The organism is Gordonibacter urolithinfaciens (assembly GCF_900199375.1).
Lineage (GTDB): Bacteria > Actinomycetota > Coriobacteriia > Coriobacteriales > Eggerthellaceae > Gordonibacter > Gordonibacter urolithinfaciens.
Genome location: NZ_LT900217.1, coordinates 624079 through 639892, shown reverse-complemented (window position 1 = coordinate 639892; position 15814 = coordinate 624079). Strand labels below are relative to the sequence as shown.

Genomic DNA, 15814 nt, shown 5'->3' with positions numbered 1-15814 from the left:
TTCCGTTGTTCGAATCTAAACGATAGAACTTTAATTCCCCTGATGGTCGCCGTCAACGCACGGTAAGGGGCGACCACAAGAAAAGCGCCCGGATCGGCGTGCATGGCTAGCGATACAACGCGGCCCCCGGATCTCTCCGGGGGCCGCGATCCGCCGAATGCGCCGGATTCGGGCCTACTTGCCCAGTTCGGGATGCAGCAGCGAGGGCGCTGCGCCCAAAAGCAGCTTCGTGTACTCGTCCTTAGGGTTCGAGAACACCTCCTCCGCCGTGCCGTTCTCCACGGCCACGCCGGCGTTCATGACGATGATGCGATCCGATATGTAGCGCACCGTCTGTATGTCGTGGCTGATGAACACCATCGACAGGCCCAGGTCGCGCTTCAGGTCCATCAGCAGGTTCAGGATCTGTGCGCGCACCGACACGTCCAGCGCGCTCGTGGGCTCGTCGGCGATGATGGCGTCGGGCTTGAGCGACAGGGCGCGGGCGATGGCCACGCGCTGCCGCTGGCCGCCGGAAAGCTGCCCCGGTAGCGCGTCGAGCACCGATCCCGGCAGGCCCACCATCTCGATGAGTTCCTGCACGCGTGCCTCGCGCGAGGCCTTGTCGCCGATCTTGTGCACCACGAGCGGGTCCATGAGCTGGTCGTGCACGCTCATGCGGGCGTTCAGGGCCGTGGCCGGGTCCTGGAACACCACCGAGATCACGCGGCCGATGAGGCGGCGCTCGGCGGCGGTGCGCTTCGTCACGTCCTTGCCCTTGAAGAACACCCTGCCCGACGTGGGCTGCTGCAAGCCGCACATGACGTTGGCCGTCGTGGACTTGCCGCAGCCCGATTCGCCCACGATGCCCAGCGTCTGTCCCGGCATGAGTTTGAGCGTGAGCCCGCGCACGGCCTGCACCTTGTTCGGGTGCAGGATGTAGCCGGTGCGCGTCTTGAACGTCACGCGGATGTCATCGAGGAAGATGATGGGGGTGGGCTCGCCGTCCGCGCCCGCAGGCGCGGTGGACGTCCCGTTCAGTTTCTCATCGCTCATATCAGCGGACCTCCTGGCACATAGGGCTTGATACCGAGTCGTTTCAGCTCGCTGTCAGGCAGCTCGCCGTAGTAGTGGTCGGTGCCCTCCACGCGCTTGAGCACGGGGCGCAGCTGCGAGACCTTGTCGGGATGGCTCGAGCGCGGCGTGAAGCGGTCGCCCTCGGGGAAGTCCTTCGGCGAGGGCACGGAGCCCGGCACCTGGTGCAGGCGGGCGCCGCCGGCCTCGATGGACAGCACCGACCCCAGCAGGCCGCGCGTGTACTCGTGCACGGGGTGGCACAGTATGTCCGTGACCGGGCCCTGCTCCACCACCTGGCCGGCGTACATGACAGTGATGGAGTTGGCCACCTCGGCCACGAGGGCCAAGTCGTGGCTCACGAACACCATCGCGAAGCCCAGCTCCTTCTGCAGCTTGTTCAGCAGGTCGATGACCTGCTTCTGCACCGTCACGTCGAGGGCGGTGGTAGGCTCGTCGGCAATGATGAGCTTCGGGTCGCGCGTCAGCGCCATGGCGATGAGCACGCGCTGGCGCTGCCCGCCGGAGAGCTCGTGGGGGTAGGAGCCAAGCGTGCGCTTCGGATCCAGGCCCACCAGCTCCAGCAGCTCCTCGGCGCTGCGGGTGCCGCCGCGCTTCGTCAGCTGCTTCATCTGCGACTTGATGAGCATGGAGGGGTTCAAGGACGACAGCGCGTCCTGGTAGATCATGGCGATCTCGCGGCCGCGCAGCGCGTTCATCTGACGTTGGCTCATGGCGAGCAGGTTCTGCCCGTCGTAGAGCACCTCGCCGGTGACGGTGGCCTTCGGGTCCAAAAGGCCCATGATGGTGAGCGAGGTGATGGACTTGCCGCAGCCCGACTCGCCCACGAGGCCCATGGTCTGGCGCGGGCGCACCACGAAGCTCACATGGTCTACCACGTTCACGTCGCCATGGCGCGGGAACTTGATGCAGAGGTCCTTGACCTCCAGGATGGGCGGCACGTCCGTGCGCGCCTCGAAGCGGTCGGTGCGCGTCTTCTCCACGGCTTGCAGCTGGGCCAGGCGCTTCTCCAGCATCTCGGCCTGGGCGGCGTAGGCCAGCGTCGGGTCGGCCACCATCTTGTCGGCCTCGCGGTTCGCGGCGAGCGCGTCGTCGGCGGCCTTGACCGGGGCCTTGGGGGCCGCGGCCATGGCGTCGGTGATGCCCTCGGACAGGATGTTCAGGCAGAGCACCGTGATCATGATGGCCAGGCCCGGGAACAGCGCCTGCCACCAGCGGCCCGCCAGCACGCCGCCGCGCGCGTCGGACAAAATGTTGCCCCACGTGGGCGTGGGCTCAGGGATGCCGGCCGAGATGAAGGACAGGGATGCCTCGAACACGATGGCGTCGGCCACCAGCACGATGGTGAACACCATGACCGGGGCGATGCAGTTGCGGATGACGTGCTTCACGAGGATCCACGGCGCCCGTGCGCCGGAGACGACGACGGCGCGCACGTAATCCTGGTTGTACTCGCTCACCACGTTGGCACGCACGATACGCGCGATCTGCGGAATGTACAGGAAGCCGATGGCGAAGATGAGCGAGGGCACCGAGCTGCCGAACGCGATGACGAACGTGGCGGCCAGGGCGATGCCGGGGAAGGACATGACCACGTCGAGGACGCGCATGATGACTTCCGACACCCACTTGCGTGACACGGCGGCGATAGCGCCGATGATGGAGCCGCAGATGAGCGCGAACGCCGTGGCGCCCAGGCCGATGATGAGCGAGTAGCGCGCGCCGTACATCATGCGCGACAGCACGTCGCGGCCCTTGTCGTCGGTGCCGAACAGGAACTGCGCGTCGGGCGCTTGGCGGGCGGTGAAGATGGCGTACGGGTCGTGCGGCGCGAGGATGTTGGCCAGCACGGCGATCATGACGATGAGGACCAGCACGATGAGCGAGATGCGCGACCCGATGGACATGGCCTTCCAGCGGCGGAAGTGCACCTTGCCGGGGTTGGACTCGAGCTTTGCGGTAGTGTTTTCTCGTAGCTTAACCATGTCACACCGTCCTGATGCGCGGATCGATCAGGATATAGAGCATATCCACGATGATGTTGATGATGATGAACGTGATGGCCACCACCAGCACGACGCCCTGGACGAGCATCGTGTAGCTGGACTGGATGCCCGAGAGGATGGCCATGCCCATGCCGGGCAGGTTGAAGATGACCTCGATGACCACGGCGCCGCCGATGAGGTAGCCGATGCGCAGGCCCAGCACCGTCACCGGGGTGATGAGCGCGTTACGCAGCACGTTGCGGGCCACCACGACGCTCTTCGGGATGCCGGCGCCGAGCGCGGTGCGCACGTAGTCGCGGTCGAGCTCCTCCACCATTGACGTGCGAATGACACGCGTGAGCTGGCCCGATACCGGCACGCCCAGCGCGATGGCCGGCAGCGCCATGCGCGCGAGCCATCCGCCGGGATCGGAGAACAAGGAGGGCAGGGGGCCCGAGGCGGGCAGCACGTGCAGCATGGACGAGAACAGCAGGATCATGAGCACCGCCAGCCAGAACGACGGGGTGGCGATGCACGCGATGGAGAACACGCGGATGATCTGGTCGGGCCATCGGTCACGGTACAGCGCCGAGACCACGCCCAGGATCACCGCCACCACCACGCCGATGATGAGGCCGAAGAACGTCAGCTGGAGTGTGACTGGCAGCGCCTGGCCGATGCGCTCGGCCACGGAGGCGTTGTTCGCGCCGTAGGTACCCAGGTCGCCTTGGGCTAGGCCCACCATGTAGTTGCCGTACTGCACGAGGATCGGGTCGTTCAGCCCGTGGTCCTCGCGATACTGTTGGACTTGCGCCTCGGTCGCGTTCTCTCCCAGGACCGAATACGCTTGGTCGATAGGCGAGAGCGCCATGACGAAGAATACGAGGATGGTGACACCGAATATCATGATCGGCAGCGCTATGAGGCGCCGTCCGATCATACGCAGCAGGTTGCTCACCGCACCCTCCTTTCGCTCTTGGCTCTGATCGGTTACCGTTACTTGTTGGCAGCTGCCCTTCTCGCGCGCATGGTGACCATGACCCCTCGTGGAGCAGCTTTCCCTATTCTATATGAGTCTTTGGGGATTCTCTGTGAAAATTAGGGAGCAAAGTGAGAAAGGGGACGCAGGTGGGGCCGACAATGTGCGGCCTGTTGCCGCGTGGGTCGCACACCCGAAAAAAGGGCCTGCACCAAATGGGCAGGCCCTAAGAAAAGCATCGTGCGCGAGCAGCAGTTCCCTTACGCCTTGGGGCTGGCGCCCAGGAACACGAGGCCCGTCGTGGCGATGGGCTTGAAGCCGGAGATCATGCTCTCCTGGTAGCCCGTGGCGATCTGACGGTGGAACAGCGGATACAGCGGCACCTGCTCGGCCAGGAGGTCGAAGCACTGGTTCCACAGGTCCTGCTGCTTGGAGGAATCCGCCTCGCGCGCCTGCTGCATGAGCTCCTGCAGCTCGGCCCACTTGCCGTCGGCGGCCTTGCTCCAGCACGTGCGGCCCTGCGTCCAGATGTTGTCGCCGTACCACCAGCTCATGAGCAGGTCGGGGTCGTTGCCGAAGCAGGTCGGGTCGCCCGGGGTGAGCATGACGTCGTAGGCGAGCGTCGTGTCGGAGGCGGCGTACTCGCTCCAGTTGATCTTCTGCTCGTCGATGGTGCACTCGACGCCGGCGGCCTTGAGGTCTTCCTTGATCTGCGGGGCGAGGTCCTTCACCCAGTTGTTGTTCACGACGAGCGTGAAGGCCAGGTTCTCAACGCCGGCCTCGGCGAGCAGGCTCTTGGCCTTCTCCACGTCGTGCGTGTAGACCGTGGCGGCCTTGTGGTAGTTGGCATGCTCTTCCGGCAGGAAGCCCGTGACCGGGGCGGCATGGCCGTTGAGCTGGTTGGAGATGAGCTTCTCCACGTCCACGGCGTAGTAGAGCGCCTGGCGCACGCGGTAGTCGTCGAACGGGGCCTTCAGCGTGTTGAACATGAAGAACGCCTGGTTGAAGCCCTGGGCGTACTCGACGGTGGCGCCGGCGCCCGAGAGCTGGTCGGCGTTGGCGTCGGGCACGTTCTCCATGACCTGCACCGTGGCCTCCTGCAGCGCCGTCGTGCGGGCGGTGCCGTCCAGCAGGATGTTCCACTCCATGGCGTCGGCCGTGGGCTTGTACTGGCCCTCGTAGTTCGGGTTGGGGACGAACTTGATGGTGCCGCCGTCGTCGCCGTTCACGCTCTCGTACATCCACGGGCCGGAGCCGATGGGCATGGTCTTGAGCTGGTCCTCGGTGAGGGAGGCGGGGAACACCTTCGCCACGGTCAGACGGTCCTTCAACAGCGCGAAGGGGTACTTCAGCTTGATGGTGACCGTCTTGTCGTCCTTCTCGGCGACCGAGTCGATGAACGACAGGAACGCGCCGCAGGTGGCGTCGGCCATGTTGACCTCGAGCGCGTTCACCACGTCGGCCACGGTCACGTCCGTGCCGTCGGAGAACTTGGCGCCGTCGCGCAGGGCCACTTCGTACTCGGTGTCGGAGACCTTCGTGGGGTCGCCGGCGGCGAGCGCGTTGTAGGTCTTGTACGTGTGCAGGTCGAGGTCGTACAGGCCCTCGAACACGTGCCACGTGGCGGCCAGCATGAGCGCGGAGCCGCCGTTCAGGCCCACGGGGTTCACGTTCGTGGACGTGTAGGCGCACGCGCCCGTCAGGGTGCCGCCCTCGGCAGGGGCGTCGGTGCCGGCGTCCTGCTTGGGCTCTTCCTTGGGGGCCTCGCCGCCGCCGCAACCGGCGAGCGCGAGTCCGGCGGCCGTCGCGGCGACGGCGCCTCCCGCCAGGAACGTGCGGCGGGTCAAAGGTGCTTTCAAAGGCTGTTCCATAGGTTTCCCTCCATTCGGTGACGGGGCCTTCCTAGCCCCGAGCATACGCACGTGCTTGCGCACGCGCACAACAGCTTTGCCTATTATGGTGTAAAACGCCGAGAAAATAAAGAACTTGTAAACTCAATATTGGGATTATCATTCTAAGAAGAAAATATATGAACTGGGAAAACACGTGCTATCATGCGGCGCATGAGCGTAAGTAAACAGATGGGTAACGGGGTGGGGAACCGGGGCGAGCGAGCAGGTTCCGCGGGCTGCGAGGCGGCCGGGCCGGGCGTTGGGCCCTTCCGGGCGCGCGTGGAGCTGCTCGCCGGCCGCGCGCTGCCCGCCCCGGTGCGCGTGGCGGCCCCGCCCGCCACGAACGAGAACGTGCGCAAGTCCATGCGGGGCAACAAGCGCGCCGACACGAGGCCCGAGCTCGTCGTGCGGGCCCGCCTGCGCGCGGCGGGGCTTTCGGGCTACCGCCTGCAGTGGAAGGTGCCGGGGCATCCCGACGTGGCCTGGCCGGGCAAGAAGGTGGCCCTGTTCGTCAACGGGTGCTTCTGGCACCGTTGCCCGCACTGCAACCTCTCGCTGCCCAAGAGCAACGTGGAGTACTGGGTAGTGAAGTTCGCGCGCAACGTGGAGCGCGACGAGCAGAGCCGCACCGCCCTGGAGGCCCTGGGCTGGAAGGTGCACGTGGTCTGGGAATGCCAGCTGAAGAAGAAAACCATCGACGCCACGATGGCCAAGCTCCTGCCCGCGCTCGCCGAGGAGCTAGGGAAGGAGCTGGCTGCCGGCTCGGATGGTCGCCCTGGTTGATCTCGGTTGCCCATGGGAAACGTGCGGAGGCCGGCGCGAGATCCGCACGAGCCGGACGGCCCGCCGTGCCGTTCATGCGAGCCCAGGGTTGCCCAAGCGCCGTCCCCTGCACACCGTCCCCCGCGTCTCTCCACGTCCTCGCCATAATTTCCACCGCTTGCCGATGCGGGCGACCGTGCCGTGCCAGCCACTGCACCTGCGGCGCTCGATGGCGAACCCCTACTGGTATCATAGGCGAGGTGTGTTCTCCAGGCGCGAGGTTCGGCCCTGGTCGAAATCCCCTTAAGAGGAGAGGAAAGCATGACGAGAGAATTCAAATCCATGGACGGCAACAACGCCGCGGCGTACGTGTCCTACGCGTTCACCGAGGTGGCGGGCATCTATCCCATCACCCCGTCGAGCCCGATGGCCGACCTCGTTGACCAGTGGTCCGCCGCCGGCCAGAAGAACATCTTCGGCACGAAGGTGAAGGTGTGCGAGATGCAGTCCGAGGGCGGCGCCGCGGGCGCGGTCCATGGGTCGCTGGCCGCCGGCGCGCTCACCACCACCTACACGGCCTCGCAGGGCTTGCTCCTCATGATCCCCAACATGTACAAGATGGCCGCCGAGCAGCTGCCGTGCGTGTTCCATGTGAGCGCCCGTACCGTGGCCACTCAGGCGCTCTCCATCTTCGGCGACCACTCCGACGTCATGGCCTGCCGCCAGACGGGCTTCGCCATGCTGGCCGAGACGAACGTGCAGGAGGTCATGGACCTGTCCGCCGTGGCGCACCTCGCCGCCATCAAGGGGCGCGTGCCGTTCATCAACTTCTTCGACGGCTTCCGCACCTCCCACGAGGTGCAGAAGATCTCCGTGTGGAACTACGACGACCTGGCCGAGATGTGCGACATGGACGCGGTGCGCGCCTTCCGCGAGCATGCGCTCAACCCCGAGCACCCCGCCATGCGCGGCAGCCATGAGAACGGCGACGTGTTCTTCCAGCACCGCGAGGCATGCAACGGCATCTACGATGCGCTGCCCGCCGTGGTCGAGGACTACATGCACCAGGTGAACGCCAAGCTGGGCACGAACTACGAGCTGTTCAACTACTACGGCGCCCCGGACGCCGACCGCGTGATCGTGGCCATGGGCTCGTTCTGCGACGTGGTCGAGGAGGTCGTCGACTACCTGAACGCGCACGGCGAGAAGGTGGGCCTGGTGAAGGTGCGCTTGTACCGCCCGTTCGTGAGCGAGAAGTTCGTGGCGGCGCTGCCGGCCACGTGCAAGAAGATCGCCGTCATGGATCGCACGAAGGAGCCGGGCGCGCTCGGCGAGCCGCTGTACATGGACGTGGTGAACGCGCTGGCGCACGAGGGCCGAGGCGACCTCACGGTGGTAGGCGGCCGCTACGGCCTGGCCTCGAAGGACACCCCGCCCTCTTCGGTGTTCGCCGTGTACAAGGAGCTGGAGAAGGACGCCCCGGCGCGCGAGTTCACCGTGGGCATCGTGGACGACGTGACTAACCTGTCGCTTCCCGAGGACCCGGCGAGCCCCAACACGGCGGCCGCGGGCACGGTGGAGTGCAAGTTCTGGGGCCTCGGCGGCGACGGCACCGTGGGCGCGAACAAGAACTCCATCAAGATCATCGGCGACCACACCGACAAGTACGTGCAGGCCTACTTCCAGTACGACTCGAAGAAGACCGGCGGCGTGACCATCAGCCACCTGCGCTTCGGCGACTCTCCCATCCGCAGCACCTATTATGTGAACAAGGCCGACTTCGTGGCCTGCCACAACCCGTCCTACGTCACCAAGGGCTTCCGCATGGTGAACGACGTGAAGCCGGGCGGCACGTTCATGATCAACTGCCAGTGGACGCCGGAAGAGCTCGAGCACCATCTGAACGCCGAGGCCAAGCGCTACATCGCCAACAACGGCATCAAGCTCTACACCATCAACGCCATCGACCTTGCCCGCGAGATCGGCATGGGCAAGCGCACGAACACCATCCTGCAATCGGCGTTCTTCACGCTGGCGAACGTCATCCCGCAGGACGAGGCCATCCGGTACATGAAGGATGCGGCCACGAAGTCCTATATGAAGAAGGGCCAGGACGTCGTCGATATGAACCACCGCGCCATCGATGCGGGTGCCACCGCGTTCGTGCAGGTGGAGGTTCCGGCTAGCTGGGCCGAGGCTGTCGACGAGGGCGAGGCCCCCGCGCTCGAGGGCCGCGCCGAAGTGGTGAAGATGGTCCGCGAGATCATGGAGCCGGTGGGCCGCATGGACGGCGACCGCCTGCCCGTGTCCGCGTTCGTTCCGCACGTGGACGGCCAGTTCGAGCAGGGCGCTGCGGCGTACGAGAAGCGCGGCGTGGCCGTGAGCGTTCCCGCTTGGGATGCCGCCACCTGCATCCAGTGCAACCAGTGCGCGTTCGTCTGCCCGCATGCCACCATCCGCCCGTTCGCCCTCACCGAGGAGGAAGCTGCGGCGGCGCCGGCGGCGACCACCCTCGTGCCGGCGAAGGGCAAAGCCGCTGCCGGCCTGCAGTACACGCTGGCCGTGTCGCCGCTTGACTGCATGGGCTGCGGCGTGTGCGTGAACGTGTGCCCGTCCGACTCGCTGTCCATGGTGCCGCAGGAAGACGAGCTCGCCCAGCAGGACGTGTTCGACTACTGTGTGGCCAACGTGTCCGACAAGCCCGAGCTGGAGGACGCCAGCGTCAAGGGCAGCCAGTTCAAGCAGCCGCTGCTCGAGTTCTCCGGCGCCTGCGCCGGCTGCGCCGAGACGGCGTACGCCAAGCTCGTCACCCAGCTGTTCGGCGAGCGCATGTACATCACGAACGCCACCGGCTGCTCGTCCATCTGGGGCGGCCCGGCTGCCACGTCTCCTTACGCGGTGAACAAGGATGGGCGCGGCCCGGCTTGGTCGAACTCGCTGTTCGAGGACAACGCCGAGCACGGCCTCGGCATGTTGCTCGGGCACGAGGCGGTACGCAACCGCCTGATGGGCAAGCTGGAGGAAATGGCAGCCAGCGACAAGACGCCTGATGCGACCAAGGAGCTCATCGCGGCGTATAAGGACACCGCCTCCGACGGCGCCGCCAACGCAAAGGCCGCCAAGGCCCTGATCCCGGCCCTTGAGGCCGCGGCTGCCGACGGCTGCCCCGTGGCGCCCGCCATCCTCGAGGAGAAGGACTACCTGGCCAAGAAGTCCGTCTGGATCTTCGGCGGCGACGGTTGGGCCTACGACATCGGCTACGGCGGCCTCGACCACGTGCTGGCTTCCGGCGAGGACGTGAACGTGTTCGTGTTCGACACCGAGGTGTACTCCAACACGGGCGGCCAGGCCTCCAAGGCCTCCAACATCGGCCAGGTGGCGCAGTTCGCCGCGGCCGGCAAGGACATCAAGAAGAAGAGCCTCACCGAGATCGCGATGAGCTACGGCTACGTGTACGTGGCGCAGGTTGCCATGGGCGCCAAGCCGGCCCAGACCATCAAGGCCATCGCCGAGGCCGAGGCGTATCCCGGACCGTCGCTCATCATCGGCTACTCGCCGTGCGAGATGCACTCCATCAAGGGCGGCATGGCGAACTGCCAGGACGAGATGAAGAAGGCCGTGGACTGCGGCTATTGGAACCTGTTCCGCTTCAACCCGGCCGCGCCCGAGGGCAAGAAGTTCACGCTCGACTCCAAGGAGCCGGCGGGCGGCTATCAGGACTTCCTCATGAACGAGGCCCGCTACAGCCGCCTGACCCGCGAGTTCCCCGAGCGCGCCACCGAGCTCTTCGAGCGCAACGAGCAGGCCGCCCTGGACCGCTACGAGCACCTGCTGAAGCTGAAGGACCTCTACGCCCAGGCGTAAGGCCGCTTAGCAGGACAGATTCCCACCGAAGAACCGCCGCAAGGCGGTTCTTCTGCGTCAAGGGGCGGATAGGCGACGTGGAGGGAAGGGACGGCTGGAGCGGCCGGGTAGCGGGCTGGCAAGTTTGATAGCTTACGCTCGATCGCCCCGCCCCCTACCATGGAGCCTGGCTGATGGGAAGATGCGCACTACATGTCGACTCGCTCGAAGGGGGGATGCGATGGTGCAGCGATGTCTTTTCGACTCGGCTTAAGGGGGTTCTATGACGTTTTCGTATCGGGCCCTTATGGGCTTTCTCATGTCGTTTTTCCTGGCCATAACCATGAGCGCGTTCTCGCCGGTGGTATCCGGCGCGCCGTTCGAGCCCATGGGCTTCGCCGTGGGCGTGGCCGTGGGCACGATCCTGGGCACCGTTATCCTGGCGGCGTTTCCGCTCATACCTCTGTCCATGAAGTACGCACTGCGTTGCGGGGCGCCCGAAGGATCGGCGGGTTGGTTCCTGTTGAAGGACGTGCTCCTGTGCACGGTGCTCGTGTTCGTTATCTCGTTCGTGCTCACGTGGATGGTCACCGGCATGGACGCCCTGTTCGTGAACCGTCTGCTCGCGCCTATGCCGCTCATGTGGGCGATCTGCTATGTGGTGGCGGTGCAGGTGGAGCCCTTGTGCATGGCGATAGCGGGCAAGATACTGCGCGTCCCCCTGCCGGGCGCGCCCGAAGCGGCCGTGCAGGATGCGACGGGCCGGGAGCAGGCCTGAGCGCAAGGGCCCGGATGCCGAGGCGTCCGGGCCCTTCTCCATATTCCCCCATCCATCAAATTTGACAGCTTGGCGCGGCGGGCGCGGGGGAGTACCTTCGCCTTAGGTTCCGCGCATCCTCGATTCAGCCATTCGACGAAGCGAACGACCTGAGAGGAAGAAGGGCGAACTATGTCAAACGTCGAGTACAAACGAGCGCTATGCTTCGCCTCGCATGCCAACTGCGGCGTGCGGGCAACAGTAGAGGACGGCAAGATCACCAAGCTCGAGGGCGACCCCGAGTGCACGGTGAGCCAAGGCCGGGTGTGCGAGCGTATGGACTTCCAGCTGGAGTGGCTCGACCACCCGAAGCGCTGCAACTACCCGCTCAAGCGCGTGGGCGCGCGCGGCAGCGGCAAGTGGGAGCGCCTCACATGGGACCAGGCGTGCGCCGAGATCGGTGAGAAGCTGCGCTACCTCGCCGACGAGTACGGCCCCGAGTCGGTCATCTTCTCGCACGGCACGGGCCGCACCGACGAGTGGTACGAAGGGCGGTTCTTCAACCTGTACGGCAGCCCCAACCTGGCCATGGGCGGCTCCGAGATCTGCTGGTGCCCCACGTACACGAACGAGAGCGCGACGTACGGCCAGTTCGCAGCAGCCTTCACGGCAGCCAAGACGGGCTGCGTGGTGTTGTGGGGGCACAACCCCGCCCAATCCGGCGACTTCCCCGAGCACTGGGGCTACCAGGACCTGTTCGCGAACGACCCCGATGCCAAGCTCATCGTGGTCGACCCGCGCTGCACCGAGTACGCGGCCAACGCCGACGTATGGCTGCGCCTGCGGCCCGGAACCGACGGCGCCATGGCCATGGGCTGGATGAACGTCATCATCAACGAGGAGCTCTACGACAAGGAGTTCGTCGAGGCGTGGACGTACGGCTTCGAGGACTTGAAGAAGGCCGTGCAGGCCTATCCGCCCGAGAAGGTGGCCGAGATCTGCTGGGTGCCGGCCGAGAAGATCGTGAAGGCGGCGCGCATGTACGCCACCTGCCTGCCGGCGTACCTGCCCTGGGGCCTGGCCACCGACGCCATCGGTCGCAACCAGGCGCAGGCCAACCGCGCCAAGGCATGCCTCAAGGCGCTTATCGGCATCAACAAGGCGGGCCAGACCTACCTGGCTCCTCCCAACGACGTGCTGCCGCACGCCACGTTCGAGATGCCCGAGATGCTGCCGAAGTCGCAGCGCGACAAGCAGCTCGGCTCCGACCGCTTCCCGTTCCACTCATGGCCCAGCTACCAGATGATCTCCGATGCCCAGAGCCGCGTGTTCCACCATCCCTACTTCCTGAGCCAGAACGCCACGTGCGCGCAGAACTGGTGTGCTGTGAGCGAGGCCATCCGCACCGGCAAGCCCTATCCGGTGAAGGGCCTCATCGCGCAGGCGTCGAACCCGTTCTCGAACCTCTCGAACACCCAGGACGTGTACGAGTGCGTGAAGCTGCTCGACCTGGTGATAACCCATGAGTACACCATGACGCCGCTCGCCATGCTCTCCGACTACGTGCTGCCGGCCGCCGGCTGGCTCGAGCGTCCGCAGCTGTGGGGCGTGGGCGGGGGCGGCCCGTGCATCACCGGCGTGGCCCTCACGGGCGAGGCGGCCGTGCCGCCGCTGTACGAGCGCCGCGACAACTACGAGTTCTGGCGCTCGCTGGCCGAGGGCACGTTCGACGAGGAGACGTGCGAGAAGTACTGGTCGTGGCAGACCACCGAGGAGGCCTACGACGCCATGCTCGAGCCGCAGGGCACCTCGGCGCGCGGCGCCATCACGGATCCCGTGTTCAACCCCTCGCCCGAGGAATGGCACAAGATGTCCGATCCGAAGACCGGTCAGCTCTACGGCTTCGGCACGCCTACGGGCAAGGTGGAGCTGCGCTCGACCATCATCGAAGACCTGTTCGACGAGAAAGAGGCGCTGCCCTACTACGAGGAGCCTTTCGAGTCGCCGATTTCCACCCCCGACGTGGCCGAGGCCTTCCCGCTCATCCTCACGGCCGGCTCGCGCGTCATGCCGTACTACCATTCCGAGTACCGCCAGGTGAACGGGTGCCGCGACCGCTATCCCGAGCCGCATTTCCAGATACATCCCGAGACGGCGGCAAATCTGGGAATCGGCGACGGCATGTGGTGCTGGATCGAGACGCGCCGCGGCCGCTGCCTGCAGAAGGCCAAGCTCGACGCATCGGTGTCGCCCTACACCGTGGCTGCTCAGCATGGCTGGTGGTTCCCCGAGCTGCCCGAGTCCGAGCCGTGGCTCGGCGGCTGGTTCATGTCCAACATCAACATGTGCACCGACAACGATCCTGACAACTGCTGCAGGCTGTCGGGCGTGTACAACGTCAAGCTGGCCCAATGCAACGTGCACCGCGCCGACGACGTGCCGTTCCGCTCGCTGTTCGGCTAGCGCCGGCTTAAGGGCGTAAGAGAAAGGCCGACGAGAAATGAGCGAGTCCCCGTTCATCATCCGGCGCGGCAGTGCGTGCTGCAACTGCGGAGCGTGCGTGCGCCGGTGTGCTCGGGGCAACTTCGCAGCCCGCGACGGCGAGGTTGCGATAGCGGATGGCTACGTGTGCACGGGGTGCGGCGACTGCGTGAAGTGGTGCCCCGTGCGCGCGCTTTCGGTCAGGCCGGCCCATCCGGCGGCCATCCGCCGCCTCGCACGGTAATCACACAACCGCTCCATCGAAAGGGAACCGTCATGCTCAAGCGCGTTCATCTGGAGAACTTCAAGGCCCTGAAGAATATCGACCTCGACTTCGCGAAGGTTACGGTGCTCACCGGTTTCAACTCCACCGGGAAGACCTCGGTGATCCAGTCGCTCGCCTTCATCAAGCAGAGCTTGCAGCGCAAGGAGATCAGCTACAACGACTACCTGCTGCGCCTCGGCGACTTCCGCGAGGTAGCGTACGGCCACGATGCTTCGCAGCCCGTGCGCATCGAGGTCGCGCTCGACGACGGTCCCGGCGAGATGGCGTACAGCTTGGAAACCTCGCCCGAGGGCGTGGAGGAGTCGTTCTCGCGGGGCGGCGAGCGCGCATGGTCGTGGGACAGCCGGAAGGAGGGTGTCATCGAGGCGTCGGGCAGGCTGTTCTTCCCGCTGGCAGCTGGCGGCTACGGTGGCGGCACCTATGCAACCGATGATTACACGGGAACGCTGTCCGCCCAGAAAGCTCTGCTGAAGTGGTTCGAGGATGCGCTCTACCTGTCGTCGAACCGCGGCTTCACGCGCTACAACTACCCGCTTCTGGCCGGAAACCCCTCTGTCGAGGACATCTCGAACCGCGCCGGAGATGCGTCGGCTTTGGAGGAGTGGCTGTCGAACCTCATCCTGTACCGCCTGAACGAGGCGAAGCGCTTCCCCGAGATGCAGAAGCGCCTCGACGTGATGGCCGCGCGCCTGGCGAAGCTCGGCGTGGAGGTGAGCCCGCACGTGACGGACGGTCCGAGCGTGGTGGTGGACCTCGTGGAGGGCGGCATGTGGGTGAGCGCCGTGAACTCCGGCTACGGCGTGAACCAGTCGGTTGCCACCGTGGTGCTGGGCTCGCTTTCCGAAGAGGGCGCGCTCGTGATGGTCGAGGAGCCGGAGACGCACCTGCATCCGCGCTACCAGCGCACGATGGCCGAGATCCTGCTCGGCATGGCGCAGGAGGGCAAGCAGGTGCTCATCACCTCGCACTCCGACCATATCCTCCAGACGCTGGCCGACCTGGCCGAGCGCGACGGCCTGGGCGAGGACGACGTGCGGGTCTACCACTTCGAGAAGCAGGGCCGCGAGACGCAGCCGACGCGCGTTGGCCTGTCCGACAGGGAGACTATGGCGAAGCTGTTCGCCTAGGGCGGGGGTGCGCCATGGCAACGACCTACGACGACGCCTTCGCGGGCATCCGGCGGGCGAGCGAGCTTATGGACGAGGCGCTAACGGAAGACGGAGAGCGCAGGCGGGCGCGGATACGCGTGGCCTTCTACCAGCTGTACCAGGCCGCGAACCTGGCCGCTATGATAGCGCCGGGGTTCGCGATGGAGCAGGCCATGCGAAGCGAGGACTACGCCGCGTTCTCCGACGTGCTGTTCCGCCGCTACTTCAAAGAAGAACTTTATCCGGTTGACGACGCGCGCGAGGTGTTCGACCGCTGGGCCCAGCGCGTGCGTCGCTTCGTGGAACGTTTGTCCGCCCAGTCGAAGTTGGCCGTGCACGACAGCGCGACCGACGACGAAGCGGCGTATTGAAAGGGGAAGGCAATGTGCTTCAGACCGACGACGGTATCGCTCGACAGCAAGTGCCCCGCCTGCGGGCAGGACTGCGAGCCCAAAACGACCTCCTGTCCTGCATGCGGGGCCGAGCTGCCTTCTGCTTCCGCGCCCGGGACGTCTGGGACGCCTGGCGCCCCTGGCGCTCCCGGCGTCCCCGGGGCTCCGGGAGTTTCCGGTGCTGACGGGGCGCCCAAGGCGCCGGGCGCCTTCAG

General features: G+C 65.9%; 11 protein-coding genes. 7 read left to right on the top strand and 4 right to left on the bottom strand.

The window, feature by feature from the left end; genetic code table 11:
• Nucleotides 1–174: 174 nt before the first annotated feature.
• The 4 genes from BN3560_RS02810 to BN3560_RS02795 all read right to left on the bottom strand — a co-directional run bounded on the left by BN3560_RS02810 (nt 175) and on the right by BN3560_RS02795 (nt 5909).
• On the bottom strand, nt 175–1035 hold the full coding sequence (locus BN3560_RS02810) for an ABC transporter ATP-binding protein (protein ID WP_096226953.1): 861 nt from the start codon (nt 1033–1035) through the stop codon (nt 175–177).
• Nucleotides 1032–3059, bottom strand: coding sequence for a dipeptide/oligopeptide/nickel ABC transporter permease/ATP-binding protein (locus tag BN3560_RS02805; protein ID WP_096226952.1), 2028 nt, complete (start codon nt 3057–3059; stop codon nt 1032–1034). Before BN3560_RS02805 ends, BN3560_RS02810 begins: the two co-directional genes overlap by 4 nt.
• A gap of 1 nt (nt 3060) precedes the next feature.
• Nucleotides 3061–4017 carry an ABC transporter permease gene (locus tag BN3560_RS02800; RefSeq protein WP_087191865.1) on the bottom strand — a complete coding sequence of 319 codons (957 nt, stop codon included), beginning with the start codon at nt 4015–4017 and terminating at the stop codon, nt 3061–3063.
• Between the two features lie 281 nt (nt 4018–4298).
• Nucleotides 4299–5909, bottom strand: coding sequence for an ABC transporter substrate-binding protein (locus BN3560_RS02795; protein WP_096226951.1), 1611 nt, complete (start codon nt 5907–5909; stop codon nt 4299–4301).
• 210 nt (nt 5910–6119) lie between these two features.
• On the opposite strand from BN3560_RS02795, the gene BN3560_RS02790 reads away from it, so the two are divergent.
• From BN3560_RS02790 to BN3560_RS02765, 7 genes are all read left to right on the top strand, one after another.
• Nucleotides 6120–6713 carry a very short patch repair endonuclease gene (locus BN3560_RS02790; RefSeq protein WP_096226950.1) on the top strand — a complete coding sequence of 198 codons (594 nt, stop codon included), beginning with the start codon at nt 6120–6122 and terminating at the stop codon, nt 6711–6713.
• Nucleotides 6714–7013: 300 nt separating this feature from the next.
• Nucleotides 7014–10556, top strand: a complete 3543-nt coding sequence (gene nifJ / locus BN3560_RS02785; protein WP_096226949.1) for a pyruvate:ferredoxin (flavodoxin) oxidoreductase — start codon at nt 7014–7016, stop codon at nt 10554–10556.
• A 262-nt stretch (nt 10557–10818) separates the two neighbouring features.
• Entirely contained in the window at nt 10819–11313 is a 495-nt protein-coding gene (locus BN3560_RS02780) for a hypothetical protein (RefSeq protein WP_096226948.1), read from the top strand.
• A 171-nt stretch (nt 11314–11484) separates the two neighbouring features.
• Nucleotides 11485–13755 carry a molybdopterin-containing oxidoreductase family protein gene (locus BN3560_RS02775; RefSeq protein WP_096226947.1) on the top strand — a complete coding sequence of 757 codons (2271 nt, stop codon included), beginning with the start codon at nt 11485–11487 and terminating at the stop codon, nt 13753–13755.
• 37 nt (nt 13756–13792) lie between these two features.
• Complete coding sequence (locus tag BN3560_RS14250) at nt 13793–14017, top strand: ATP-binding protein (protein ID WP_123649889.1); 225 nt, start codon at nt 13793–13795, stop codon at nt 14015–14017.
• A 32-nt stretch (nt 14018–14049) separates the two neighbouring features.
• A complete protein-coding gene (locus tag BN3560_RS02770) occupies nt 14050–15186 on the top strand; it encodes an AAA family ATPase (RefSeq protein WP_096226946.1) in 1137 nt (378 codons plus the stop codon).
• 14 nt (nt 15187–15200) lie between these two features.
• The gene (locus BN3560_RS02765; RefSeq protein ID WP_096226945.1) at nt 15201–15578 is read left to right on the top strand and encodes a hypothetical protein; all 378 of its coding nucleotides are present in this window, start codon (nt 15201–15203) and stop codon (nt 15576–15578) included.
• Nucleotides 15579–15814: the final 236 nt, after the last annotated feature.

Coding starts and splice junctions, on each gene's coding strand:
- BN3560_RS02810 (WP_096226953.1), bottom strand. CDS start 1,035: ATGAGCGATGAGAAACTGAACGGGACGTCCACCGCGCCTGCGGGCGCG.
- BN3560_RS02805 (WP_096226952.1), bottom strand. CDS start 3,059: ATGGTTAAGCTACGAGAAAACACTACCGCAAAGCTCGAGTCCAACCCC.
- BN3560_RS02795 (WP_096226951.1), bottom strand. CDS start 5,909: ATGGAACAGCCTTTGAAAGCACCTTTGACCCGCCGCACGTTCCTGGCG.
- BN3560_RS02790 (WP_096226950.1), top strand. CDS start 6,120: ATGGGTAACGGGGTGGGGAACCGGGGCGAGCGAGCAGGTTCCGCGGGC.
- nifJ (WP_096226949.1), top strand. CDS start 7,014: ATGACGAGAGAATTCAAATCCATGGACGGCAACAACGCCGCGGCGTAC.
- BN3560_RS02780 (WP_096226948.1), top strand. CDS start 10,819: ATGACGTTTTCGTATCGGGCCCTTATGGGCTTTCTCATGTCGTTTTTC.
- BN3560_RS02775 (WP_096226947.1), top strand. CDS start 11,485: ATGTCAAACGTCGAGTACAAACGAGCGCTATGCTTCGCCTCGCATGCC.
- BN3560_RS14250 (WP_123649889.1), top strand. CDS start 13,793: ATGAGCGAGTCCCCGTTCATCATCCGGCGCGGCAGTGCGTGCTGCAAC.
- BN3560_RS02770 (WP_096226946.1), top strand. CDS start 14,050: ATGCTCAAGCGCGTTCATCTGGAGAACTTCAAGGCCCTGAAGAATATC.
- BN3560_RS02765 (WP_096226945.1), top strand. CDS start 15,201: ATGGCAACGACCTACGACGACGCCTTCGCGGGCATCCGGCGGGCGAGC.